The 25,281-nt window shown below is 59.1% G+C and carries 16 protein-coding genes; 15 read left to right on the top strand and 1 reads right to left on the bottom strand.

What is annotated here, in order from left to right; genetic code table 11:
- Window positions 1–115: 115 nt before the first annotated feature.
- Together EXY20_RS33365 and EXY20_RS33360 are read left to right on the top strand one after the other, a co-directional pair.
- Complete coding sequence (locus EXY20_RS33365; RefSeq protein WP_135556760.1) at window positions 116–3,778, top strand: Npt1/Npt2 family nucleotide transporter; 3,663 nt, start codon at window positions 116–118, stop codon at window positions 3,776–3,778.
- A gap of 98 nt (window positions 3,779–3,876) precedes the next feature.
- A complete protein-coding gene (locus tag EXY20_RS33360) occupies window positions 3,877–5,559 on the top strand; it encodes an RCC1 domain-containing protein (RefSeq protein WP_135556759.1) in 1,683 nt (560 codons plus the stop codon).
- Between the two features lie 233 nt (window positions 5,560–5,792).
- Here the strand turns inward: EXY20_RS33360 and EXY20_RS33355 are convergent, their stop codons facing one another.
- Window positions 5,793–6,662 carry an AraC family transcriptional regulator gene (locus EXY20_RS33355; RefSeq protein WP_135556758.1) on the bottom strand — a complete coding sequence of 290 codons (870 nt, stop codon included), beginning with the start codon at window positions 6,660–6,662 and terminating at the stop codon, window positions 5,793–5,795.
- Window positions 6,663–6,827: 165 nt separating this feature from the next.
- Between EXY20_RS33355 and EXY20_RS33350 the strand changes: the two genes are divergently transcribed.
- The 13 genes from EXY20_RS33350 to EXY20_RS33290 all read left to right on the top strand — a co-directional run bounded on the left by EXY20_RS33350 (window position 6,828) and on the right by EXY20_RS33290 (window position 25,276).
- Window positions 6,828–7,742: an aldo/keto reductase gene (locus tag EXY20_RS33350; protein WP_135556757.1), complete on the top strand. Its 915-nt coding sequence runs from the start codon at window positions 6,828–6,830 to the stop codon at window positions 7,740–7,742.
- Between the two features lie 39 nt (window positions 7,743–7,781).
- The gene (locus tag EXY20_RS33345) at window positions 7,782–9,305 is read left to right on the top strand and encodes a glycoside hydrolase family protein (protein ID WP_135556756.1); all 1,524 of its coding nucleotides are present in this window, start codon (window positions 7,782–7,784) and stop codon (window positions 9,303–9,305) included.
- 31 nt (window positions 9,306–9,336) lie between these two features.
- Window positions 9,337–10,476, top strand: coding sequence for a glycoside hydrolase family 88 protein (locus tag EXY20_RS33340; protein WP_135556755.1), 1,140 nt, complete (start codon window positions 9,337–9,339; stop codon window positions 10,474–10,476).
- Window positions 10,477–10,509: 33 nt separating this feature from the next.
- On the top strand, window positions 10,510–11,151 hold the full coding sequence (locus tag EXY20_RS33335; protein WP_135556754.1) for a hypothetical protein: 642 nt from the start codon (window positions 10,510–10,512) through the stop codon (window positions 11,149–11,151).
- Between the two features lie 568 nt (window positions 11,152–11,719).
- Window positions 11,720–12,604, top strand: a complete 885-nt coding sequence (locus EXY20_RS33330; RefSeq protein WP_135556753.1) for a carbohydrate ABC transporter permease — start codon at window positions 11,720–11,722, stop codon at window positions 12,602–12,604.
- Window positions 12,601–13,449 (top strand): carbohydrate ABC transporter permease, encoded by an 849-nt coding sequence (locus EXY20_RS33325; protein ID WP_135556752.1) that lies wholly within the window; start codon window positions 12,601–12,603, stop codon window positions 13,447–13,449. The genes EXY20_RS33330 and EXY20_RS33325 overlap by 4 nt, the downstream gene beginning before the upstream one ends.
- Before the next feature lie 51 nt (window positions 13,450–13,500).
- Window positions 13,501–14,391 (top strand): dihydrodipicolinate synthase family protein, encoded by an 891-nt coding sequence (locus EXY20_RS33320; RefSeq protein WP_135556751.1) that lies wholly within the window; start codon window positions 13,501–13,503, stop codon window positions 14,389–14,391.
- Between the two features lie 31 nt (window positions 14,392–14,422).
- Window positions 14,423–15,778: an FAD-dependent oxidoreductase gene (locus tag EXY20_RS33315; protein WP_135556750.1), complete on the top strand. Its 1,356-nt coding sequence runs from the start codon at window positions 14,423–14,425 to the stop codon at window positions 15,776–15,778.
- A gap of 43 nt (window positions 15,779–15,821) precedes the next feature.
- The gene (locus EXY20_RS33310) at window positions 15,822–16,994 is read left to right on the top strand and encodes a mandelate racemase/muconate lactonizing enzyme family protein (protein ID WP_135556749.1); all 1,173 of its coding nucleotides are present in this window, start codon (window positions 15,822–15,824) and stop codon (window positions 16,992–16,994) included.
- 14 nt (window positions 16,995–17,008) lie between these two features.
- A complete protein-coding gene (locus EXY20_RS33305) occupies window positions 17,009–19,201 on the top strand; it encodes an MGH1-like glycoside hydrolase domain-containing protein (RefSeq protein ID WP_135556748.1) in 2,193 nt (730 codons plus the stop codon).
- A 5-nt stretch (window positions 19,202–19,206) separates the two neighbouring features.
- Entirely contained in the window at window positions 19,207–21,687 is a 2,481-nt protein-coding gene (locus EXY20_RS33300) for a galactose-binding domain-containing protein (protein ID WP_135556747.1), read from the top strand.
- A gap of 147 nt (window positions 21,688–21,834) precedes the next feature.
- Window positions 21,835–23,652: a sensor histidine kinase gene (locus tag EXY20_RS33295; RefSeq protein ID WP_135556746.1), complete on the top strand. Its 1,818-nt coding sequence runs from the start codon at window positions 21,835–21,837 to the stop codon at window positions 23,650–23,652.
- On the top strand, window positions 23,645–25,276 hold the full coding sequence (locus EXY20_RS33290; RefSeq protein ID WP_167859701.1) for a response regulator: 1,632 nt from the start codon (window positions 23,645–23,647) through the stop codon (window positions 25,274–25,276). Before EXY20_RS33295 ends, EXY20_RS33290 begins: the two co-directional genes overlap by 8 nt.
- The last annotated feature ends 5 nt before the right edge of the window (window positions 25,277–25,281 follow it).

Raw genomic sequence — 25,281 nt, 5'->3', positions numbered from 1 at the left:
GGGGGAAAACGGGCGAATAAGCCATTTTTCATGGGCTATTTTTCGAGAGTACCTGAACTGTGGCCACGTACCCTGGAGAAGTTTATATGCAGACCGAACGAAAGGTGCTTTTTCCATGCCAAACGATGCTTATTCCTCGCTGCCGGAACGGTTGTTGCGCAAATTTGCGTTCGACCGGAACGAAACGGTAAAGGCGGCTTGTCTTTTCGGCTATTTATTTTTCGTTACCTCCGCTTCGACGGTCGGGCGTACGGCGGCGGATACGTTGTTTCTCAGCAAATACAGCTCGTCCGCGCTGTCGTTCATGTATTTGCCGCAGTCCGTCGTGCTGCTGCTGACCGGCCTGCTGTTCCAGCGGCTGAGCGCGCGCATCCGGCTCGATCGGCTCGTGTCCGCCATTGTCGTGGCGGCTGCCGTCATCTCGTTCGCGCTGCGCCTGCTGGTCGGTTTCGGAGCGGGGGCGGTCGTGCCGGTGTACTACGTCGTCTGCGACGTGCTCAATTTCCTGATGATCGTCAGCTTCTGGCAGCTGGCGACGGCGGTCATGGATCAACGCAAGGCGAAGCGCATGATCGGCATTGTCGGCAGCGGCGGCATCGTCGGCGGCATCGTCAGCGGTTTCGGCTTGAAAGGACTGGCCCACACGCTCGGCACGGAAAATCTGATGTTCGTGTACACCGCGCTGCAGCTGTTTTGTTTGCCGCTGGTGCTGCTGCTGATTCGCCGCACGAGCGATGCCGCAGCCGCCTTCGCCGCATCCGGGCGCGGGCGGGACAAGCGCAAAGGAGCGGCAGCGGGAGCCGACAGCGGGTTGTTTCGCAACGTGCCCCATTTGCCGTATGTGGCGCTGATGGCGGCATCGCTGACGATCGCGTTGATGCTGATCGACTTCCAATTCAAGTCGATTCTGCGCAGCTCGATGCAGAACGAAGCGCTTGCCGGTTTCATGGGCAGCTTCTACGGCGTTGCCGGGCTTGTGGCGCTGGCGGTGCAACTGTTCGTCTCCGGCCGTCTGATCAGCCGCTTCGGCGTGATGACGGCGCTGCTGATGTTCCCCGTCGCCTTGTTCGCCGGCAGCTTCGCGCTCCTGTTATACCCGGTCCTGTGGATCGCCGTGGCGGTGAAAGGCACGGACAAGGCGGTCGGCGACACGATTTATTCGTCCGTCAACCAGTTGATCATGTTTCCCGTTGCGCCGGAGTGGCGCAGCCGGGCCAAAAGCTTTCTCGACGGCGTCGTCCGCAACGGGGCCAAAGGGATCGCCGCCATCGCCCTCATCGGCTTGTCCCGGCTGATGACGCCGTACGAGCTGAGCTACGTCATTCTGGCGCTGATGATCGTCGGCATTGCGGCCGCGATCAAGATCAAGGGAGCTTATTTGAAGACGCTTCTGTCCTCGCTGCGAAAGCAAAATATTGACGTGCAGGATGCGGAAATCGACTTTATGGACTCCGTCAGCAGACGGGTGCTGGCGGATGCGCTGCACAGTCAAGGCAAGACGGAGGCGCTGTTCGCGCTGCGCGTCGTGCAGGAGATGGACGACTTCGAACTGAACCCGCATCTGCCGCGGCTGCTCGCTCATGCGGAGCTCGACGTTCGCGTCGAAACGTTGCGGGCGATCGAACGGCGCCGCCCGGAGGATGGCGTTACCCTTGCGCTTCCGCTGCTGGACGCGCCCGAGCCGCAGCTGCGCGCGCAGGCGTATCTGACGCTGGCCGCCTACGCGTCGGAAGCGTGGTTTGACCGCATCGCGGCCGGTCTGGATGCGCCCGAAGCCGAAGTGCGGGCAGGTGCGGTCGGCGGCCTGATTAAATATTACGGCATCGAAGGCATGTTCCTTGCCGTCGGCCCGCTGAAGACGATGCTGGCCAGCCCGCGCGACGAAGAGCGGACGATCGTCGCCCGGCTGTTCGGCGTGATCGGGATCCCGAGCTTCTACAAGCCGCTTGTGCCGATGCTGGCCGATCCGTCGCCGGACGTGCGCCTGCGCGCGCTCGAATCGGCGGCGCTGCTTCGCGTGCCGGAGCTCGTGCCCGTCGTGGTGCCGCTGCTGGCGTCGGGAGAGACGCGCGAGCAGGCGCTGGCCGCGCTGACGGCTTACGACGAGCGCGTGGTGCTGCCGATGCTGCTGCCCTATTTGGCCGACAAAGATCCGATCGTGCAATTGCCGCGGGTGTGGGAGCAATTCGAGACTTCGTACGCGTTCGACGCGATGTTCGGCGAATACGAGCGGGCGACGCCCGAGCTGCGGGAGAAGATGCTAGACTCGCTCGTCCTGATGAACCGCAAGCTGGGGCTGCGCGTAACGGATCGGACAGAGGCGCTTGTTGCGCAGGAGCTGGCGGCGTATTGGCGCTACGATGCCCAGGCGCAGGCGCTGAATGGCTTCGAAGCGTGGCGCGAACTGACGGACGCCGTGCGGCAGCTGCAGGCCAAAACGGCGGCGCGCGTCTTCGGGCTGCTCAGCCTGCAGTATGAGCCGGCGACGATGCAGAACGTATACGCCAACTGGACGGAAGGCGACGCCCGCCAGCAGGCGAACGCCGCCGAAGTGGTCGATCAGCTGCTGGAAGGAGAACAGCGCGCCGGCCTGATCCGGCTGATGGCGCCGCGGCAGCAAGCGGCGGCGACGGCCGACCGGGAGGAAGCGGATCGCGTGTTGGAAGCGTTGTTCCTGGAAGGCGACTGGTGGGTGCGGTCGCTCATCCGGTTGTCGGCAGCAGACGCGGGCGGGCGCCAGCCGGCCGCTTGGCCGCTTGTCGCCCGGCTGTTGGAGCGGCCGGAGCTGGCGCTGGCGGAGGAGATCGACGCCGAGCGGCTGGAACGCATCCGGCTGCTGCGCAACGTCGGGCTGTTCCGCGGCTTGTCCGGCAAAGATTTGGCTGCAATTGCGCACCGGCTGCAGGACGAGCAGGCGCAAGCCGGCTCCGCCATCATCCGCGAAGGGGAAACGGGCGCTTCACTGTATGTGATTCGCAGCGGACGTGCAGGCGTGTATCGCGGCAGCGACAAGCTGGGCAGCCTTGCGTCCGGCGATTGTTTCGGCGAAATGGCGATTCTGATGCAAGGGCCGCGCACCGCCACGGTAACGGCGGAAGAAGCGTCGTCGCTGTTCCGGCTCGATTCCTCCGCCTTCTTCGATATGATGTTCGACCGCACCGGCATCGCGCTGGAAATGATGAAGCTGCTGTCCCGCCGTTTGCGCGCGGCGATCGAGATCGACAACCAGCGCCCGAAGGCGCAGCCGGCAGCGGGTGCCGCAGCCGAGGCGCAAGCCGGCGCACGCGAAGCGGCCGCGGCGCTCGCAAGCGAAACGGCCGAACAAGCCGGGGCGCCCATCGAAGCGCAGTCGGGCAATGCGGCGCTGCTGCGGCTCGTGCTTGCGCTGCAGCGGATCGGGCTGTTCGCCCGCTTCTCGCGGGACGACTTCGTTCGCCTCGCTTCGATGGTGGAGGAAGTCGTCGTGCGGCCTGGCGAAGCGATTTGCCGCGAAGGCGAAGAAGGCGACGCGATGTACGTGATCGTCGAAGGCGGCGTGCGCGTGCACCGCGGGGCCCGCACGCTGGCGCAGCTCGGCTCCGGCGACAGCTTCGGCGAGATGGCCGTGATCGACGGCACCCCGCGGTCGGCGGATTGCACCGCCAGCGAACGGACGGTGCTGCTGAAGCTGACGCGGCTGCAGGTGACGGCGTTCTGCTTCCAGCGCAAGGAGGTGCTGCGCAGCATGCTCCGCATGCTGGCCGAGCGGCTGAAGACGATGCAGGAGCGGGGCGCCTGATGCCCGTTCCGACCGGGATGTATTGACGATGGTTGGTTTATCCAGTAGTCTCATACGTGTACATACACCTTTTGACGACTGGATGGGAGCTGGCATCGATGAATCGAACCAACAAGCGGCTGTTGGCCGCAACTTTTGGCGTCGCCCTGCTGGGCGGCGCTTTTGCCGTTTCCGGCGCGCCGGCGAGTTACGCCGAAGCGGCGGCCGCGGCCGTTTCGCAAGCGGCGCCCGGCGCCGAAGCGCAGGCTGCCGCCGCGAAGGACAGCGGCTGGCTGGCCGTCTCGTCCGGCAACGGGCACAGCCTCGGCATCAAACGCGACGGCACCGTCTGGACCTGGGGCAACAACGACGCCGGTCAGCTTGGCAACGGCAAAGCCGGCAAAGGGCAGCGCGAAACGTCGCCGGTGCAGGTGCAAGGTTTGGCCGACGCGGTCGCCGTCAGCGCAGGGCGGAGCCACAGCGTGGCGGTCAAACGCGACGGCACCGTCTGGACCTGGGGCGGCAATGCTGCCGGCGAGCTGGGCGACGGCACGATTACTTTGCAGGACTCGCAAGGCAACGTGACGAGCGATGCGAACAAGTCGCGGCCGGTGCAAGTCAAGGATTTGACCGATGTCGTCGAGGTCAAGTCGGGCTTCGGAATGAGCGTGGCGGTGCGCAAGGACGGCACCGTCTGGATGTGGGGCGGGGCTTATCCGGACGGCGTGTCCGAGGAGACGCTGCGCAGCATGCTCAAGCCGCGCCAAGTGGAAGGAGCGGCCGACATGGCACAGCTGTCGTACGGCTGGACGAGCACGATCGGCATCGGCAAGGACGGTGCGCTGTCGATCTGGGGTTATAATGGCAGCGGGGAAATGGGCATCGGCAGCAAGGACGGAGAATCGTTCCGGTACCATCCGGCGACGGCGCTGCCCGGCTTCGAACACGTTCGTTCGGTTGCGAGCGGATCGAACTACAACTTGGCGGTCAAGGAGGACGGCACCGTCTGGACCTGGGGCAATCTGCGCGGGGCGGCTCCGGCGAAAGGCGGTCTGGTCGATGTGCCGGCGCGCATCGATTCGCTGGTCGGCGTTCTTGCGGTCAGCGCCGGCTTCGACACGCAGTATGCGCTGACGGAAGACGGCACTGTGCTGGAGTGGAGCGGGTTCCAGGTCGACATGCGCGACAGCGCCCATCCGCAGGTGGCGGTAAGCGCGAAGCGGGTCGAAGGGCTGCCGTCGATCGCTGCGATCGACGCCGGCGGCGGCTGGTCGCACGTGCTGGCCGTCGGCAAGGACGGCACGCTGTGGGCGTGGGGCAATAACGAGGACGGCGAGCTCGGCATCGGTTCGACTTCCTATCGGTCGCTGCCCGAACTTGTCGGGCCGCAGCCGGCTGCGGAACAACCGCAAGGTCCGGCCGAACCGCCGGTCGCGGCGGTAGAAGACGATCCGCTGGCGGTGCATGTGACGCTGAACGGCAAAGCGCTGGCATTCGAGCAGCCGCCTGTCATCATCGGCGAAAAAACGATGGTGCCGATGCGCAGCATTTTTACGGCGCTCGGCGCAACGATCGATTGGAACGACGCGACGCGTACGGTAACGGCGGCCAAAGGCGAGCGCACGGTCGAACTGACGATTGGCGCGGGTATCGCCTACGTCAACGGCAAGCCGGTCGAACTGGAACAGCCGGCGACGATCGTGAACGATTTTACCGTCGTGCCGGTGCGTTTCATCGGCGATGCGCTTGGCACGAGCGTCGACTGGGTCGGGGCCACGCGCACCGTGGTGCTGACAAACTGACGGATTGGGGCGGATGAGGACGGCATGGGCCGGGCATCCGCCTTCTTCCGCTTCGGGAAAGTGCGGAGAGAGCCGCATATAGTCGAAAAATCATACAGAAATGAGTAGCACCCGCACCAGATCTAACAATTTTAGAAGAGGCGGGATTGATCGTTCCCGCGGGTAAGCCGCAGCGCATGAAACATGCGCTAAACGCTCGGCATTGATCCTTGATCGCGCCGGCTCACGCATGTTTACAGCATTTTCCGATAATGGTTGGGGGAGACGCCGACGAGTTTTTTGAACACTTGGCAAAAATAAGGGAAGTTGTGCAGTCCAACCTTGATGCCGATCTGCTCGACGGACAAGCTGCTCGTGCCGAGCAGCAGACAAGCCTGGCGAATGCGGCGCGCGGTGATGTAGTCGGTAATGCTGCTTCCCGTCTCCTGGCGGAACACGCGGGAGACGTAATGTTTGGACAGATGCAGCGTATCGGCGATTTGCTCCAGCTCGAACGGTTCGCCGTAATGCTCCTCGATCCAGTTCATGATCTGCTCGGAATGGCGGAAGACGCGCGACGGGTGCGGCAAGCCGACATCCGTCGCGCCGGCGCCAAAGCCGGCCGTCTGCAGCCATTGAAACAGGGAAACGGCGAACAAGCCGAACTGGTGCAGCCGCTCCTGCTCGGGCACGGACGCAAGCGTCTCGTGGTAATGCTGCAGCAATTCAAGAAGGTAAGCCGGCTCGCCCGCCACGTCGAGCGTTTGTTCGGCCAGTTGATTTTTCCACAGGTGCAAATAGTAATCCTTGACGCGCGAGAACGGCTGGAAGTACGTTTCGAACACGGCCGGCTCGAACGAAACGACGGTGCGCTCGTACGGGCTGTCGGCCGTGATCTCGGGCTGTACCCGGTGCAGCTGGAACGGCTGCATGTAGAACAAGGCGCCCGGACGCAGCGGATGCACGGCGCGGCCTGTCATGATATGCCCTTGCCCGCGATGGACGAAGATGAATTCCATCCCCTGATGACAATGATAATAACCGGGAAACTGCTCGTCCGTCACGCGGCGGTACGACAGGCGGAACGGCACTTGCTGCAGGTTGACGTTCTGGATGAAGCTCATGAATTTACCTCCGGACAGTACGACAATACAACGACATTTTAGCACAAAACGGTCCTACTATTAAAACCGGCGATCGGCTACAATGCTGGTACGGCTGTGCGTCGGCTGCTTTTTTTGCGGGCAGGTTTCCCGTAAAGTTCCCCATAATGAAAGGAGATTAATTCCATGCAATATACGGAGCTGGGCAAAACCGGCATTCGCGTCTCCAAGCTCGGCCTGGGCGGCGCCCCGATCGGCGGCGATTTCGACTTCACGATGACGGACGAAATCGCCGTCCGCACGATTCACGCCGCGATCGATCACGGCATCACGTTCCTGGACACGGCGCCGCTGTACGGCAGCGGCGAAAGCGAGCGGCGCTTCGGGCTCGCCCTGCGCGGCAAACGCGACAAAGTTGTGCTGGCGACCAAAGCGGTCATGCGCGGCGAACCTTACACATACGACAACACGATCAAATCCGTCGAAGACAGCCTGCGCCGGCTGCAAACCGACTATGTCGACCTGATTCAGCTGCACGAGCTCGAAACGTGCGGCGTGGAAGCGGGCATGAACGAAACGCTGCCGGCGTTTCTGAAGCTGAAGGAGCAAGGCAAGGTGCGGGCGATCGGCGTCAACGCGGGCAAAACGGAGATGCTGCAGCCATTCATCGAATCGGGGCTGATCGATACGGTGCAAACGTTCGCCAAATATACGCTGATCGACTATGCGGCCAAAGACGTGCTGTTTCCGATGACGCGCAAGCACGGCGTAGCGGTCATTCACGGCAGCCCGCTGTGGATGGGCATTCTCGCCGACCGGCCGGCGAAGTTCCTGCTGAAAAGCCCGGCGATGCTCGAAGAAGCGGAACGCCGCAAGGAACTGCTTGCTTTCCTGCGGCAAGGCAGCGGCGAACCAGGCGGCTTCATCGAGCCGGCCATGCGTTTCTGCCTCGGCTGCCCGGACATCGCGGTGACGCTGTCCGGCGCGTCGAGCCCGGAGGAAGTGGCGCAGAATGTCAAGTATTGCGACGGCGTCGGCCTCGGCGCCGACGTGGAGGAGCGCGTGCTGGCGCTGTTCCCGGGTCGGGCGCTGAACGAATAGCGCTTCGTGCCGCTCACAGCTGGAGAGGAGAATCGAAACATGGACAACGGGCAATCGGCCATCGTCGCGGCGCAGGTGAAGCGTCCCGACGCGGGCAAGCTGGCCAACTGGCTGCTGACATGGGTGCAGCCAAGCGGTGCGATCCACGGCTTTCATAATCATTCGGTATGGGGCTCCAACCCGTACCGCTGGAGCGATTTCACCAGCGGGCACAGCACGTGGGCCAGCCCGCTGCTGCCGTCGCTGGCGCTGGCGCTGCGCGGTATGCGCGAAGGCGGTGCGGAGGCGGCTGACGAGCGCGTCCGCGGGCTGCAGGAGCGGCTGCTGCAGATGATCCGCTTCCAAACGTCCCCGGAAGCGTTCCAGGAAGACGGGCAATACGCGCACATCGGTTTCCAGATGGGCGAATCGCTCAAGGCGGGGCTCATCCACAATGCGATGCCGAACGCGGCGCTCGGAATGACCGCCCTGTTCGCGGGCGACTGGCTGCCCGAAGCGTCCCGCGAGTCGATCCGGCTGGCGATGGAGCGCAGCTTTGCCGCCTGCGACAAGCTGTATCCGTACGGCATCATGTACGAAGGCGCCCGGGCGATCAGCAACCAGGAATACGCGCGGCTGTGGGGCAAGCTGCTGTACCGGCGCGTATTCGGCGAAAGCGATGTCCGCAGCGACAGCGAGCTGATCCGCCAAATCGACAAGATGATCGAACAGTTCCATTTCCGGGGTTTGCCCGATGCCGATTGCGAAGCTTCCTACCGCTACAGCAACACGTACGACAGCACGGAGCCGGGCGAATATTACGGGCTGCTGATCGGACCGCTCGTGCTGGCGTACGAGCTGTTCGGCGACAGCCGGTACCTGGATCACGCCGGCGCGCTGAGCCGCCATCTGGCGCGTTCGGCCTGGTACGACGAAAACGGCTGCGCGCGCATGCACCGCGTCTGGTACAAGTCCGGCACGCGCTGGGTGAAGCTGGACCGGCCGATGCTGATCGCCGGCATGGGCATCTCGCTGTACGCGATACACGACTACTTGCGTCACCGGGACGATGCCGAGTTGACCGGCTTCCTGCGGCAATGCGACGCCACGTACGCGTACTACCAGAATCCGCGTGGTTATCTTACTTCGGCCTCCGGCTGGGACAACGAAGCGGATGTGGCGCCGGCGAGCACCTGGCAAAGCCATGACTTGCTGTACATGATCGCCCGCTACGGGTACGATCGCGCATTCGGCGAGGCGCTGCTGGCGCCCGGCGACGGACGGATTTCCGTGCTGCTCGGCAGCCGGTGCATCTGGATGGAGCAAGGAGAACGCTGGACGATCACCGATTACCATGCGATAGACGTGCACCAACTGCTCGGCCGCAAGGACGAGGCGGTGTTCGGCCGCGACATGAGTTGGGTCGGCGGGCCGCGGACGCTGCCGGAGCGGTTCAATTTTGCCGACCGGCCGGGCTTCATGAAAACGAACGAAGGCATTTATTTGATGCCTGGCGCGTACGGCGAAGCGGACATCGACTTGTCGAACGCGTCGGGGATGCCTTACTTGGGTCTGTGGAAATAACGCCGGCTGACGGCGCGGGGAGAGGATAACGATGACGACGGCCTGGCACAATCAGGACGAAGAAGCAAAGCTGTGGGCAGAGGAACGATGGAGCCGCATCGTGGACAAAGTGGGGCGGACGAGCAAGCGCATTGGCGCATCGTTCCCGTACGCGTCCGTTAACGGGCAGTATAACGACGAACCGGTGGACTGGTGGACGAACGGATTTTGGCCGGGGCTGCTGTGGCTGATCTACCGCGAGACGGGAGACGAGCGGCTGCGGGCGATTGCGGACGAAGTCGAAACGAAGATGGACGAACCGCTGCAGGCGTTCGAGCCGCTGCACCATGACGTCGGGTTCATGTGGAGCCTGTCGTCGGTAGCGCAATACAAGCTGACCGGCAACGAAAAGTCGAAGCTTCGTGCGCTTACGGTCGCCAGCCATTTGACGGGGCGGTTCAACCTGAAGGGCGGCTTCATCCGCGCCTGGAATCCGCCGGAGCGCATCGGCTGGGCGATTATCGACTGCATGATGAACCTCGGCCTGCTCTACTGGGCAAGCGAAGCGACGGACGACCCGCGCTTCCGCCATGTGGCGATGGCGCATGCGGACATGACGCTGCGCGACATTTTGCGGCCGGACGGTTCGACCAACCACATCGTTTGCTTCGATCCGGAAACCGGCGAGCGCATCGAATCGCGCGGCGGCCAAGGCTACGCGCCGGACTCGGCATGGTCGCGCGGCACCGCCTGGGCGCTGTACGGCATGGCCATCAGCGCGCGTTATACGCAGGAAGAGCGCTACATTCTCGCGGCGAAGCGGACGGCTCACTTCTTCCTGGCGAACGTGCCGGACAACGGCTTGCCGCCGTACGATTTCCGCGCTCCGTGGGAAGAAGGCATGGGCATGGACGCCAGCGCATCGATTTGCGCGGCCGACGGCATGCTGGAGCTGAGCCTGCTGCTGCCCGAGGCGGAGGCCAAGCTGTACCGCAACGCGGCGTATCGGCTGCTGCGGCGGGTTGACGAAACGTGCGGCGCATGGGATGATCCGAAGGAGGAAGGGCTGCTGCGTTTCTCGACGGCGAACTTCCCGCGGCGGACGCACGTCAACGTGCCGATCATTTACGCCGACTTCTTCTTCGCGGAAGCGGTGTGCAAGCTGCGCGGCAAAACCGATATTTTCTGGTAAAAGCGGTTCGATACCGGCTTAGGGGGACTGTGGATGAAGCGGGGCATGTATTTGTCGCTGGTCAAGCCGGGAGCGGAGGAAGCGTTCGAACGCTTCGTTGCGGCAAGCGGGCCGGAGCGCCGGCGCGCGCTGGAAGGCGCGGGAGTGGTGACGTTTTCGGCGTTTCGCCACGACCGGGTCGTGTGCGTTTATTTCGAAACGACGGCGGGACGCGCGGCGTTCGAATGGGAGCCGGCCGCCGGCGAGTGGCTCGAGTCGTGGCCGGGTGTCGCCGGCGCGCGGCTGGCGGTGCCGATGATCGACATTTTCCATGACGGCGATCCGGTGGACATTTCTTCGTGGCGCGGCGACCGTCAGGTCGAGAAGCGCGCCGGCGCGCTCGCGCGGCTGAAGCCGGACATGTTCGCCAGCTATGTGTTTTATCATTTTCAGCTGCAGGAAGAGACGCCGGAAAGCTTCAACAAGACGTATACGATCGGCACGCACGAGTCGTTTATTTTCTCGTACTGCGAGCATCCCGGCGTCGTCAGCGACATCAAGCCGAAGGGGCTGCTCGACACGAGCAACACGCCGGCCGATTGGCATGAAGTGATGGGTCCCCATTTCGATCGCTGGGAGAACGCGGCGGAAGGCCAGGAGCTGTGGGTGCCGATGAAGTCGTTGTTCGAGTTTTGACGGACGCAGGCGCGGCGCAAGCCGCAAGGACGGCGGGAGCGATCGGGCTTCCGCCGTTTTTTTGTGCGGATGCAGCCGGCGGGGCATCTAAATAGGCCGTGAAAAGTGGCTTATTTTCCCGTTTTGGGGTGGCAAGGCGAAAATAGCCAGCGATTTCGCTGGCTATTACGCGCAAACGGCGCTGAAATGGTACGTTTCGAGGGAATAGCCAGTGTTTTCACTGGCTATTTCTTGTGTGATGACGAAAAAGAGGAGAATAGGCCATTTTTCATTGGCTATTCTTTGGAGGCAGCCCGTTGGCACTCCGCCAACAACACGCTCATGGCCGGCAGCCCCACTCCATTAACAAATTAGCAGTGTCTCTGCCTCGCATCGTCTGCACCGCTTGGCCCTCGCCGTCGTCCACCCACTCCATCGAAAAATAATGAACATCCCTCCGACAAAAGTGAACATCACGCCCAACCGGCAAAAATGATGAAAACAATCGCGAAGATCATTCCTTCTGAGCTGCCGCCCGCCCGGCCTATAATGGCAACGAGACCAACAAGACGGGGATGAAGGTGATCAAATGAATCCAAAAAAAGAAGCGGCGGCGGGTTGGCTGTTCCTGTCCCCCAGCCTGCTCGGATACGGGATGTTTATGCTGTTCCCGATCGTGTTTTCGCTCGTGCTGTCGTTCAGCGACTGGGACCTGGTCTCGGGCCTGCGCCACATCAGGCTCGTCGGCCTGGACAATTTCCGCGCGCTGTTCTCGGATGGGCTGTTCTACCATTCGCTGCGCAACAATGGCATTTATACGATCGTCGTCGTGCCCGTGACGATGGCGGTCGCGCTGGTCCTTGCCATGGCGCTGAACAGCAAGGTGTACATGAAAGGACCGCTGCGGCTCGTGTATTTCATGCCGTACATCACAACGATTGTTGCCGCTTCGGTGGTCTGGATGGCGCTGCTGCATCCGTCGCAAGGGCCGCTGACGCAATTTCTGCTGTCCGTCGGCGTCGACAATCCGCCGAAATGGCTCGGCAGCACGACATGGGCGCTGCCGTCGCTCATGATGATGATGATCTGGAACGGCCTCGGCTACGATTTGATTATTTACATGGCCGGATTGCAGGGCATCTCCAAAGATTTGTACGAAGCGGCCGAAGTGGACGGCGCCAGCGGGGTGCGCAAGTTTTTCTCCATTACGCTGCCCCTGCTGTCGCCGACGACGTTCTTTTTGTTCATCACCCGCATCATCCATTCGTTCGAAATTTTCGGCCCCGTCAACATCATGACGCAAGGCGGGCCCGGCGACTCGACTTCGGTGCTGGTGCATTACATCTACGTGACGTCGTTCCGCTTTTACAAATTCGGCTACGGGTCGGCCATCGCCTGGGTGCTGTTTGCGATCATCTTCATCATCACGCTCATCCAGTGGAGACAGCAGAAAAAGTGGGTGACCTACTCATGAAGACGACGCGCCAGCAAACGAAAACCCGCCTCTCCAAGCTGCTCGTCACAGCGCTCGTCACGGCGCTTGGCCTGCTGATGGTGCTGCCGTTTCTGTGGATGCTGTCGGCTTCGCTCAAGCAGCCGTCCGAGGTGTTCCAGTTTCCGATCCGCTGGATTCCGGCGCATCCGCATTTCGAAAATTACCGGGATGTGTGGCAGAACAAGTTTTACCCGTTCTCGCGGTTTTTCTACAACTCGGTGAAGGTGACGGTTATTACGATCGCCGGCACGCTGCTGGTCAGCGCCGCCGCTGCGTACGCTTTTGCCAAAATCGAGTTTCGCTTCAAAAACGCCGTGTTCCTCGTGTACTTGATGACACTGATGATTCCGCACCAGGTAACGCTGGTGCCGCGGTTCATTCTGTTCAACTGGCTCGGCGTATACGACACGCACTGGACGCTCATCCTTCCGGGCATGTTCAACATCATCGGCATTTTTTTGCTGCGGCAGTTTTTTATGGGCATCCCGAAGGACTTTTCCGAATCGGCGTTCATCGACGGCGCGGGGCACGCGAGCATCTTCTGGCGCATCGTCATTCCGCTGGCGAAGCCGGGCTTCGTGTCGCTGATCATCCTGTCGTTCGTCGCGAACTGGAACAACTATCTCGACCCGCTCATCTTCATCACAAGCAAGCAGCTGTTTACGATTCCCGTCGGCCTGCAGGCGCTGCTCGACCAGGAAGGCATCCGCACGAATCTCGTCATGGCCGGCGCTACCTGCGCCGTACTGCCGATCATGGTCGTGTTCCTGGTGTTTCAGAAGCATTTTATTCAGGGCATCGCGTCAAGCGGCGTCAAAGGGTAACACGGCCGGCAATCGCCTGGCCCCACTATATGTGAAAGGTGCGAAACCAACATGAAAGCAGATCAACTGAAAGGCGTCATTTGTCCCATGGTCACCCCGCTCGACGAGCGGCAAAATATCGACGAGGCGGGAACGCGGAGGCTCGTCCGCCGGCTGATCGCCAAAGGCGTAAACGGCTTGTTCATTCTCGGCACGATGGGCGAATTTCCGATGATTGTGGGCGAGGAGAAGAAGCGGCTGGTCGAAATCGTTACCGACGAAGTCAAAGGCGCCGTTCCGGTGCTGGTCAACGTGTCCGAGCAGGGCCCGCGCCTGACGGAACGAACGATGCGCGCGGCGATCGACGCCGGCGCGGAAGCGATCGTGCTGACGCCGCCGTACTACTACAACACGCGCGACAAACGCGAGCTGTTCAACTACTACGCGTCGCTTAGCCGGAACGCCGGCGTGCCGCTCGTCATCTATGACGCCGTTTATACGAACAATTTGATCCCGACGGACATTCTGCTCGAGCTGGGCGCAGAGAGCAACATCATCGGCGTCAAGTGCAACGTGTTCAACCACACCCCGCTGCTGCGCGAGCTTGGCGCCAGCGACAGCTTCGCCGTGCTGCACGGCGACGAAACAACGCTCGACCTGGCCGTGCGCAACGGCGTCGACGGCATCGTGCCGGGCATCAGCAGCCTCGGCATCGACCATTGCGTCAAGCTGTTCCGGGCGGCGCAAGCCGGCGACACCGCCGAGGCGCGGCGGCTGCAGAAGGAGCTGCTGCACATCCAGCGCATGGTATATGGCGGCGGCAAGCATTGGGGCAACGGCCACAAATACGCGCTCAAGCAGCTCGGCGTCTGCGACGACCACATCGCCACGACGCTGCTGCCGCTTACGGAAGACGGCAAGGCAGGCATTCGCCAGGTGCTGGAAGAGTATCACATTTCCTAAATACCCCAAATAAGAGGGAGAGAACGACACGATGATGAGAGAAATGGAAGCGGATGTCGTGGTAATCGGCGGCGGACCGGCGGGCGTAAATGCGGCGATCGCAGCCGGACGCAGCGGGGCGCGTACGGTGCTTGTCGAGCGTTACGGCTTCGTCGGCGGCATGTCGACGGCGGCGCTCGTGTATCCGTGGATGACGTTCCACACGATGGACGGACGCCAGGTCATCAAAGGCATCGCGCAGGAAATCATCGAGCGGCTGATGGAGCGGAACGCTTCGCCGGGGCATATGCGCTGTACGGTCGGCTTCGTCCGCACCGTTACGCCGTACCATCCGGAAGTGTACAAGGTGCTGGCGCTCGAGATGCTGCGCGAAGCCGGCGTCAAACTGCTGCTGCACAGCTTCGCCGACGCCGCCGAAACGGAGGGCGACCGCATCGCGGCCGTGCAGATCACCGGCAAGTCCGGCCGCATCCGCATTCGTGCGAGCGTGTTCGTCGACACGACCGGCGACGCGGATATCGTGCACCTGTCGGGAGCGCCTTACCAGAAAGGCCGGGACGGCGACAAGCTGATGCAGCCGATGACGCTGAAATTCCGGATGAAAGGCGTCGACCTGCACAAGGTCAAAGCGTACATGCTGGACCATCCGGACGAGTTTAACGACAAAACGCCGATCGCCGAGCTGCCGCAGCTGCATTTGACCGGCGTCGGCGGGTTTTCAAAACATTGGAACGAAGCGAATTTGCCGATCAAGCGGCAGGACGTGCTGTTCTTCACCGGGCCGGGCGACGACGAGGTGCTCGTCAACACGACGCGGGTGCAAGGGCTCGACGGCACGAACGTCGAGGACCTGACGCTGGCGGAGGAGGAAGGGCGCAAGCAGGTGCTCATGTACGCCGACTTCATGATCCGCTGCTTGCCCGGCTTCGAGAACGCCTCGCTTTCCCAGGTCGGCTCGCAGATCGGCGTGCGCGAAACGCGGCGGCTCGAAGGGCTGTACGCGCTGACCATGGACGATGTCGTGCAGGGAGCGCGCTTCGAAGACTGCATCGCCCGCAGCGGCTATCCGATCGACATTCATTCGCCGGACGGCCGCGGCGTGACGGCGGCATGGGTCGGCGGCGACGGCGCGTACGACATCCCGTACCGCTGCCTCGTCTCCCGCACGATCGTCAACCTGCTGGCAGCGGGACGCTGCATTTCGACGACGCACGAAGCGCTCGCCACGACCCGGCTGACGCCGAGCTGCATGGCGACCGGCCAAGCGGCCGGCACGGCGGCCGGGCTGGCGGTCAAGCATGGCGTTACGCCTCGCGAAATCGACGTAAGCGAGCTGCAAGCGCTGCTGCGAGCGGACGGCGCCGTGCTGGATACGGTTGCCGGGTAGTTGAATCAGTTCGTTGATCATTCCATTGACGGAGGTCCAACTTATGGTTTTGACCTGTTTGCAAGCGTCGTATCGGTTGGACGAAATCGAATGGGCGACGCTTCCGGGGGAACGTCCAAGAGAAGCAGGCCGCAACGCGAGACTTGCTGCGCGGGGGCGAAGCCCTGTCGCCCGTATGGCCAGAGTCAGGATCGGGGAAACAACCGGCTTCGGCATGTCGAGAATAAGCAAGGAACAAGCAACGATGCTTATTGGCGCATCGGCAACGGACATGTTTGAGGAAAACGGTACCGTCAAGGAAAAGTTCCGCGCGCTCGAGTTTCCGTTATTGGACTGGCTGGGCAAGCTTGCCGGCCGGTCCGTATACGATTTGTTTGCCTGGCCCGGCGGTCCTGCTTCTCGCGGAAAGAACGAAATCAAAGTGCCGTGCTACGATACGACATTATATTTTGACGAATTGCATCTGACCGACGATCAGGCGGCGATCGATTGGATGAAGCGCGAGGCGCAGGAAGGCAAAGATCGCGGCCACCGTCATTTCAAAATCAAAGTGGGCCGGGGAGCCCGCTGGATGGAAACGCGGAAAGGGCTGCAGCGGGACATCGCTGTCATTCGGGCGGTAAGGGAAGTCGCCGGTCCGGAAGGCAAAATTATGATCGATGCCAATAACGGCTATACCTTGAATATGACGAAAGAAGTGCTGATGGAAACGAAGGATTGCGCTCTGTATTGGATCGAGGAAGCGTTTCATGAAGACCGGGTGTTGTATGAAGATTTAAAAGAGTGGATGACGAAGCACGGGATGAACGTGAAAATTGCCGACGGCGAAGGCCAGGCGGATCCTCAGCTGATGGAGTGGGCGAGAGAGAAAATCATCGATGTTGTTCAATACGACATCATGAAGCCGGGATTTTCCGAGTGGCTCCATCTCGGCGCCCGGCTCGATGCCTGGGGAGCAGGCTCCGCGCCGCATAGCTACGGCAACATCATTGGCAACTATGCGAGCGGTCATTTGGCCGGAGCCGTTGGAGGGTTTGAATTTATAGAGTGGGATCCTGCCGATGCGGAAGGGATCGACGGCTCATCCTACCGCATAGAAGACGGCTTGGTAACCATTCCGGATTTGCCGGGGTTCGGCATTCAACTCGATGATGCCGTTTTCAGCCGCAGCAGGCGCGATTCCGGATGGTCGGTAAAGCGTGACGGCATCCAATAGGGAGGAGGCATATAGTGGATTTTATTATCGATATGCTGGCAACCCCCATAAGAACGGATATGGCCGGGAACAGGCTGTGGGTGCGGAGAATGGAGAAGTGCCCCGGTTTCGTATCCGATTCGATAAGTTATGTAACGATCAATAATGTCCCCTACGATTATTTGTGGAGGCTGAATGCCAGAATCGACGGAGAACCTTGCCGCTTCGAATGCGCAAGCTTGCGCTGGGAGCCAACGGGGCTCAAAATGGAGTTCCGGTCCGAGAGCCTGATCGTCGAAGAGAAGAAATTCATCGACCGAAGCGACAGGTTTGTTGCGATCCTGGACATTCGGAACCGGCGAGAGCATGACCTGGAAGTCGAACTGGAAATCGATACCCTCTGCCGGTCGCTTGAAAACCATCGTTCCGCTACGGCCAATCCCTTTTTTCTCCGTTATGACAATAAGGGGAAGGACCACGTCATTACCAAACTCGACGTTGAATGCAATGCCAGAAAAATATTCCGCCATGTGGCAAAAACGGAAGTGTGCATATACGCCGCAGGCTTTCGGGTGCAAGAGGATAACGGTACGTTAAAGAAACGTTTGATCCTGGCTGGAAATCGGCAAACAAGGATTGTCGTCGCAGGCTATATGGACCATACGGGAGCGATGAATCCAAACGATTTTATCCGGCAAATCGATCATGAACCAAACCTCTACAGCAGGTACGACAACGATTTTATTCGCTGGTTCGAAGAAAATGTCCCCGCATTCTCGTGTTCGTCCGGGGACGTGGAGAAAGTATATTATTACCGATGGTATCTGGTGTACAAGAATCTGATCTATCCGCAAATCGATTGCTTTCAACAGGCTTGCTTCTATGAAGGCAAGGATGTCATTTCCGTTCCATGCTGCTGCAGCGCTCCCATGCATATCGATGAAGCCAAATGGCTAAGGGACCCGTCGATCAGTCAAGGCTACGCAGCCAGTCTTCTTGACAGTCAGGTGGAGGAGGGAATGGAGAAGGGGAGATTCCGCGACACCTATTTGACTTATTTTCCAGCCGCTATATGGAATATGTATCTTGTACAAAATGACCCCGCCATTATCGATGCTTATGTGGACCGGATTGCTGATTTTGTGAATTGGGAATCGGGCGAGCAATTTGTCGATGAAGAGGACATGCTTCCGGTTGTAACCGGAACATGGAGAACGGCCATGGAGTATCAACCAAGCTTTTTTGAGTTTACGGAGCCAAAGTGGGACCATACCAGGAGCGCACCCTTTAGCCGGGAGCGGGAAACCGCGTTGAAACGGATCGACGAAGCCGTATTCCTGTACGCCAACCTTCAGGCATTGCATCGTATGCTGGCCTTAAAAGAAAGATACGCCGAAGCGGATCGATATCAAGCCAAGCTTGGCAAGCTGAGAGCAAATATGATGTCCAAGATGTGGGACGAAGAGTCGCGATTCTTTTATGACCTGGAACCAAGGTCCGATGCCAAAGCATTATTGAGCAGGAGCGTAGCAGGCTTTTTCCCGGGATTGACGGATATGGTTCAGGAAGAGCATATGGCCATGTATGACTATTTGGGCGACCCGGAGGAATTTTACGCAGCTTACCCTATTCCTACGGTATCCAGGAAATGCCCGGCGTACGCACCGGACAATGTATGGCTCGTCGGCCCTCACGCGTCGGCAAGCAACCCGTATTCGTATCCATGCTGCTGGAACGGTCCGTCCTGGCACTTTTCGAATGCCATCGCACTGGATGGTCTGGGGGCTTCCATACAAAAATTCGAACGCGCACAGGCCTATGTCAAGCTGTTTCGGGATCTTTGGCAGAAGTGGACCGCCTCCCAGATTCAGGACGAGGAGAACAACGTTGTTAATACAAGCGAGAGCATCAATCCGGAGACAGGTGTATGGAATAAAGAGGTTTACGATTATTTTCATTCCTATTACAATGCCATCTTGATCTCAAGAATCGTCGGCATTATTCCGGAGGAAAGCGACACGGTCCGAATCAAACCGCTGGATATGGGGTGGGACTACTTTAGGTTGGAAAATGTGCTTTATCACGGGAAACTCGTCACCGTATCGTGGAAAAAGCACGGGTGCCAGAAGAATGTTTCGATCGACGAAGGGATGACAGTGACGGTTGACGGAAAGCCGGCTGCCAAGTCCGATTGCCTGACGGAAATGATCATTCATTTGGGAGGTTAGTTAAAATGAGGGGAAAAAGATTAATTTCAGCGGCAGGCCTGGTTGGCTTCTTAAGCGCTGTACTGTTGATCATGATCGTATCGATCGCAAAACCTGCAATGGCGCTTGCGGAAGAACCGTGGATTCAGCAGCAAGACTTATTTCAACAGTCGGGAAGTCAATATCCTAGATTGCCGGGACTATTGATTACGACGAGCGGAACGGTTATTGCTACTACCGGTTGGCGCAAAGACGGCCTTGCCGATTTCGGCAATCCGACGGATATACAAGTGCGGAGAAGTACGGACTCGGGTGAAACGTGGTCCGGCATACAAACCGTTTTTAACGGAGGCACCGATTGGGCGGGCGGAATCGGACCTATCGTGCAAGACAGAACAACAGGCAAAATTTTTATTACTTTTTTCAAAATACCTGTCGTCGGCTATGGCAGTTCAAGTGCGTTTGCTCATAGCAGCGCGGTTAATTGGGCTCCATTCTATATCATTACGAGCGATGACGATGGCGTTACCTGGTCTGCGCCGACAGCGGTATCGGTAATAGCCGACGCGGCAGGAAGTTATGCATCTCCCGGGAATAATAGTCACGGCATTCAGCTTGACAGCGGCCGATTAATAATTCCGGCTTTTGCCCAGCCCAAAGTGTCAGGAGATTATGAAAGCCAGCGAGCAGGATTGTTGTATAGCGATGACCATGGGGCAACGTGGAAAGTCGGCGCAATAGGTCCTGCGGATTCCAATGAGTCTGCAGTTGCGATGACGACGGATGGCGAAGTTTATTTAAACTGGAGGCATCAGGACAGCAGCAACAATCAAAGAGGGTGGTCCAGGAGCTCGGACAACGGGTTGACGTTTGCGCAAAGCGGCTATCACGGCGAATTGGTAAATCCCACCGTACATGCGGGAGTGATCAGGTATTCGACCGTCGCAGACGGAGGAGAGGACATCTTGCTCTTCTCCAATCCGATAGGACCTAATCGCTCTAACATGAATATCCGCATCAGTTATGATGAAGGTCAGACGTGGTCGGACGGGAGCGTGATCAATCCGAATTCCGCCGCGTATTCCGATCTCGCAGTGACGCAAGACAAGACGATCCTGTGCCTATATGAAGCGGAAAGCAATTCGAAAATACGGTTGGCACGGTTCAATCTGGCGTATGCCGCATCCAATATCGCGGCCCCGGCATCCAATATTGCCCCTCTTGCAACCATAACCGTCGATAGCGAAAGCGGAAGCAATACGAAAAATAGAGCCGTAGACGGCAATAAAACCAGTACTAACAGCAGATGGGTATCTACAGCCGCCCAAGCAAGCCATTATTACCAACTGGAGTGGAGCGGCAGCAAAGCGATCAATCAGGTAAAAGTGTGGAGCGGTACAACGCCGGGAAGTTCGGGGGGCTACCAGATCGACGACTATACCATCGAGTATTGGAACGGCAGCTCGTGGGCGACCGCCGTTACCGTCACGAATAATGATAAGGACGGTTCCCTCGGACAGTACAATAACCTGGTCTTTCCGGCCATTACGACTGCCAAGCTCAGGATGAATATATCGGACCCGAGCCATGGGACGGACAATACCGCCCGTTTGATTGAGATTGAGGTATACGGCAGCTCGAATATAGCGGCAAATGCGACGATAACCGTTGATAGCGAGAGCGGCATTTATACGAAGGATAAAGCCGTAGACGGCAATAAGACCGCCTATACCAGCAGATGGCTGTCTACCGCCGCGCAGGCCGGTCATTATTATCAGCTGGAGTGGAGCGGCAGCAAAATCATTAACAAAGTAAAAGTCTGGAGCGGTACGGAGCCGGGAGGCGGCGCCGGTTTTCAGATCGATGACTATACCATCGACTATTGGAACGGCAGTACGTGGGTGACGGTCGCAACTGTTACAAATAATAACAAGGACGGTTCCTTAGGGCAGTATAATGACCTGAACTTCACGGCAATTTCCACGGATAAATTAAGAATGAATATCACGGACCCCAGCCATGGAACGGATCTTACGGCCAGACTGATCGAAATCGAAGTTTATGGCATCATTTCGAATATAGCAGGGAATGCAACCATAACCGTCGATAGCGAAAGCGGGATTTATACAAAGGATAAAGCCGTAGACGGCGATAAGACCAGCTACACCAGCAGATGGCTCTCCACAGCTGCACAGGCCGGCCATTATTACCAGCTGGAGTGGAGCAGCGGCAAAATGATTACCAATGTGAAAGTTTGGAGCGGTACGGAACCGGGAGGCGGAGCGGGATATCAGATCGACGATTATAGCATCGACTACTGGAACGGCAGTACGTGGGTGACGGTTGCTGCCGTTGCCGACAATATTATGGACGGTTCCTTGGGACAGTACAATGACCTGAGTTTCACGGCAATTACGACTGCCAAGCTCAGGATGAATATATCGGACCCGAGCCATGGGACGGACAATACCGCCCGGCTGATTGAAATCGAGGTCTATGGCTTTTAATTCGCACGGTTCGGAACGCCGTTTGCTGCAGAAGGCTGGACTCCTTATGGGAATCCGGCTTTCCGGGCTTGAGGCCGCATTCTTAAGCAACCGCCGAGCCTGGTGTGGTAAACTACAACATATACTCGCCATGCCGGCGGCAACAAGATGGGGGTCACGATAGTCATGACGGAGCGTCCGTGGCGATTCATGCGGTTCCGCACCTTGCAGAGCAAAATATTCACGCTTGTGATCGTCTGCCTCATCATCCCGTTCGGCATTACGCTCTATTACAGCTTCCAATCGCTCAAAGAGATCATTACCGAGAAAATCGGCGCCTCCGTGCAAGAATCGCTTCATCTGACCCAAAGCAACATGGAAGACGTGCTCGGACAGATGATGTCCGCCGCCACGCTGGTCAGCATCGACCGCCCGGTCGAACGCGTATTGGAATCGCCCGGCGAATACAGCTTGTATGAGCGGTTGCGGATTACCGATGAAATCATCGCCAAATTGAACAGCACCTACTTGTATAAAATGCGGTTCTACACCGTCATCATGGACGGAAACGGGCAGCTGTATTCCTCGCTGGAAGGTCAGGCGGAAAAAAAGGCGACGCTCGAAAGCTTCTCCTGGCTGCCGGAAGCGCTGGCGGCGAAAAACCGGTTTCTGTGGGTATACGAGGAAGCCAATCTGGTCAGCTATTACAAAAAAGAACCGCTCGTAATCGTCGCCAAATCGATCGATTCCGCCGATAACAGAAGGAACGTCGGCATCGTGATGGTCATGCTGGGGTCCAGCGAACTGAGGGTTGTTCTTAGTGCGCTGGAAGGACATGTCATGCTCTCCGGAGCGGACGGACAGGTGATCTATCGTTCGGATCGGGAGCTATGGACCGCTCCCGAGTCCGAAGAAGCCGTGATCGGCCAAATGGCCGATTCCGAACAAGGACAGTTTATCGAACGATTGAGCGGGCAACGCTATATCGTGAATTACCGAACGATCGCGCCGACCGGGTGGAAAATCGCGCAGCTCATGCCGTACGATGCCGTTTTTGCGGAAATGGTCAATTTGCGGGAAGTGTATATGTATGCCATGGGCGGCATCATCGTCGTCTTTATTCTGGTGGCCGGCACGATCTCCTACGGAGTCACGAGGTCGCTCCGCTTGCTGCAGCTCAAGATGGCCAAGGTCGAGAAGGGCAATCTGCAAGTGAGCGCCATTATGGTGAGGGGGACGGACGAGGTTGCGGAGCTGATGACGACCTACAACGGCATGCTGGAGCAGATGAAGGGGCTGATCCAGAACGTGAAGGACGAACAGAAGCAGAAGGAGCATCTCCGCTTCAAAATGCTGCAGGCGCAAATCAATCCGCATTTCCTGCTGAATACGCTCAACAACATCAAGTGGATGGCGTATATGCGGCGCGATCGGGAAGTCGGCGATATGATTTCGCATATGGCCGTCATGATGGAAGCCAGTATCGGCCGGGGAGAAGACATCATTACGCTGCGGCAGGAAATCGACTATATCGAAAGCTACATTACGCTGCAAAATATTCGCTTCAATGGGCAAATCGAGCTGCATACGCACGTTCCCGAGCATTTGCTGTCGTGCGCCATCGTGAAGTTCACGCTGCAGCCGCTGGTCGAGAACAGCATCGTTCACGGCTTTCCCGGCGTGAGCGGCGTTCAGACGATCGACATCGAAGGCGAGGAAGTGCAGGGGCAAGTATCGCTCTCCATCCGGGATAACGGAACCGGCATTGCCGCAGACAAGCTGGCCATGATCGAATCCGCGATTGCCGAAACCGGGACGTCCCCGCCACGGGTACGGGAGCGGATCGGGCTGCTCAACGTGCATGAGCGGATTCGCCTGCATTTCGGCGGCGCATACGGCATTGCCGTGCGGAGCGCAGCGGGGGGCGGGACAACGGTCGCCATTACGCTGCCGAAACTTGAACCAGACGGAGGGGCTCATGTATAAAGTCATCATTGCCGACGACGAAATGCTGGTGCGCATTGGCATGACTTCCTTGATCCCCTGGGAGGATCACGGCTTCGAGGTGGCGGGCACCGCGAGCGACGGTCTGCAAGCCCGCGAGCTTATCGAAAAGCATATGCCGGATATCGTGCTGACGGACATCGTCATGCCCGGACTAAACGGCCTTGAGCTGATTGCCGAAATTCGCGAGAAGTACGCGTTCATTCGGTTTATCGTCCTTAGCAGCCATAGCGACTATATGTATGTGCGGGAAGCGATGAAGCTGGGAGCGGAAGATTATATCTTAAAGGCGTCCGTGAAACCGGCGGAAATGATTCGTCTGCTGCAGACGACGACGGCCAAGCTCGGGCGGCGCGTTACCCGGCAGGATCCGGGAAGCGGCGCCGAGCTTGCGACCGACCGGGAAAGGTTGAAGCGGACGATGCTTCGTTTCATATGCGACGAGACGGTCGACAGTGCGGAGTCGGAAGCCTGGTTCGCGCAGAAGGACGGAGCGAAGAACGCTTGGGCGGTGATGATCGTCAGGGCGCACGGACCCGTGGATGCGGCGAATATCGGAATGGAGAGCGCTTTGCAGCAATTGGCGGACGTTTATTGTTCCGGACGTTGTCTGCATGTGACGGAATACAAGAGCGGCGAATTCGTGGCGCTGCTGTCCGTACCGATTGACGCCGGGTCGGACGATACCGGCCCGACGAACATGGATCCTCTGCTGCATGCGATCCGCCGCTTTCTGAATATGGAGGCCAGCATCGGCCTCAGTGAAAGGTTCGAAACGTCCCGCGGATTCAAGCCGGCATTCCTGCAGGCCAGAGAGGCGCTGCAGATCGCATTTTATGGCGGGCTTGGCAAGTGCTACCGGTACGATCCGGCCTTTTTTGCGCATGCCGGCATGGTGTTGTTCGATAAGAGCGATGAAGAAGAAATGGAGCGCTGTGCGGATACCGGTGACAGCGGCGGACTGGGACGGCTCCTGGATACGATCTTCACCAGGCTTGCGGCAGGCAGATGCTACCGCAATCAGGATATCGGCATGTTCATGGAAATCGTGCACGCCTTCAAGCGAATCGCGGCGCGGCATGGAGCCGAGTGGGGACGCATTTACCCCCACGTTGCGCCGATTCATGTCGAACTGCTTCAGCAGGAGACGATCGAGGCCATGCAGGCTTGGTTCGCCTCGCTCTTCGAGTCGTTCGCGGGCGAACTTCTGAAGGCCGGCCGGGAGAAGTATCGCGAGGAAGTACGCCGCCTGATCGGGTACATGAAGACGAATTATGCCCGGAACCTTACGCTGAACGGCGCCGCCGGCATCGTCAACATGAGCCCCAGCTATTTGAGCTCGATGTTCAAACGGGAAACGGGCAAAAGCTTTATCGAGTTCCTGACGGAAATCCGCATGGAGAAGGCGGCGGAATTGCTCACGCAGACGGAGCTCCCCAGTTACCTGATCGCCGAGAAGGTGGGGTACGACAATATCAATTATTTTGGCCGCGCGTTCAAAAAAGAGAAGGGGATGAGTCCCAGCCAGTTCCGCTCGAGCCGACAGGAGCATAATTTCGAACAACGTTCAAAAATTAGTGAACATCCCGCGCCAAAGCCAAAATAAATGAA

The sequence above is a fragment of the Paenibacillus cymbidii genome, from assembly GCF_004764705.1.
GTDB lineage: Bacteria > Bacillota > Bacilli > Paenibacillales > NBRC-103111 > Paenibacillus_AN > Paenibacillus_AN cymbidii.
Note: the sequence above shows the minus strand (reverse complement) of the source record. Positions and strands in the feature narration are given on the sequence as shown.

Coding starts and splice junctions, on each gene's coding strand:
- EXY20_RS33365 (WP_135556760.1), top strand. CDS start 116: ATGCCAAACGATGCTTATTCCTCGCTGCCGGAACGGTTGTTGCGCAAA.
- EXY20_RS33360 (WP_135556759.1), top strand. CDS start 3,877: ATGAATCGAACCAACAAGCGGCTGTTGGCCGCAACTTTTGGCGTCGCC.
- EXY20_RS33355 (WP_135556758.1), bottom strand. CDS start 6,662: ATGAGCTTCATCCAGAACGTCAACCTGCAGCAAGTGCCGTTCCGCCTG.
- EXY20_RS33350 (WP_135556757.1), top strand. CDS start 6,828: ATGCAATATACGGAGCTGGGCAAAACCGGCATTCGCGTCTCCAAGCTC.
- EXY20_RS33345 (WP_135556756.1), top strand. CDS start 7,782: ATGGACAACGGGCAATCGGCCATCGTCGCGGCGCAGGTGAAGCGTCCC.
- EXY20_RS33340 (WP_135556755.1), top strand. CDS start 9,337: ATGACGACGGCCTGGCACAATCAGGACGAAGAAGCAAAGCTGTGGGCA.
- EXY20_RS33335 (WP_135556754.1), top strand. CDS start 10,510: ATGAAGCGGGGCATGTATTTGTCGCTGGTCAAGCCGGGAGCGGAGGAA.
- EXY20_RS33330 (WP_135556753.1), top strand. CDS start 11,720: ATGAATCCAAAAAAAGAAGCGGCGGCGGGTTGGCTGTTCCTGTCCCCC.
- EXY20_RS33325 (WP_135556752.1), top strand. CDS start 12,601: ATGAAGACGACGCGCCAGCAAACGAAAACCCGCCTCTCCAAGCTGCTC.
- EXY20_RS33320 (WP_135556751.1), top strand. CDS start 13,501: ATGAAAGCAGATCAACTGAAAGGCGTCATTTGTCCCATGGTCACCCCG.
- EXY20_RS33315 (WP_135556750.1), top strand. CDS start 14,423: ATGATGAGAGAAATGGAAGCGGATGTCGTGGTAATCGGCGGCGGACCG.
- EXY20_RS33310 (WP_135556749.1), top strand. CDS start 15,822: ATGGTTTTGACCTGTTTGCAAGCGTCGTATCGGTTGGACGAAATCGAA.
- EXY20_RS33300 (WP_135556747.1), top strand. CDS start 19,207: ATGAGGGGAAAAAGATTAATTTCAGCGGCAGGCCTGGTTGGCTTCTTA.
- EXY20_RS33295 (WP_135556746.1), top strand. CDS start 21,835: ATGGGGGTCACGATAGTCATGACGGAGCGTCCGTGGCGATTCATGCGG.
- EXY20_RS33290 (WP_167859701.1), top strand. CDS start 23,645: ATGTATAAAGTCATCATTGCCGACGACGAAATGCTGGTGCGCATTGGC.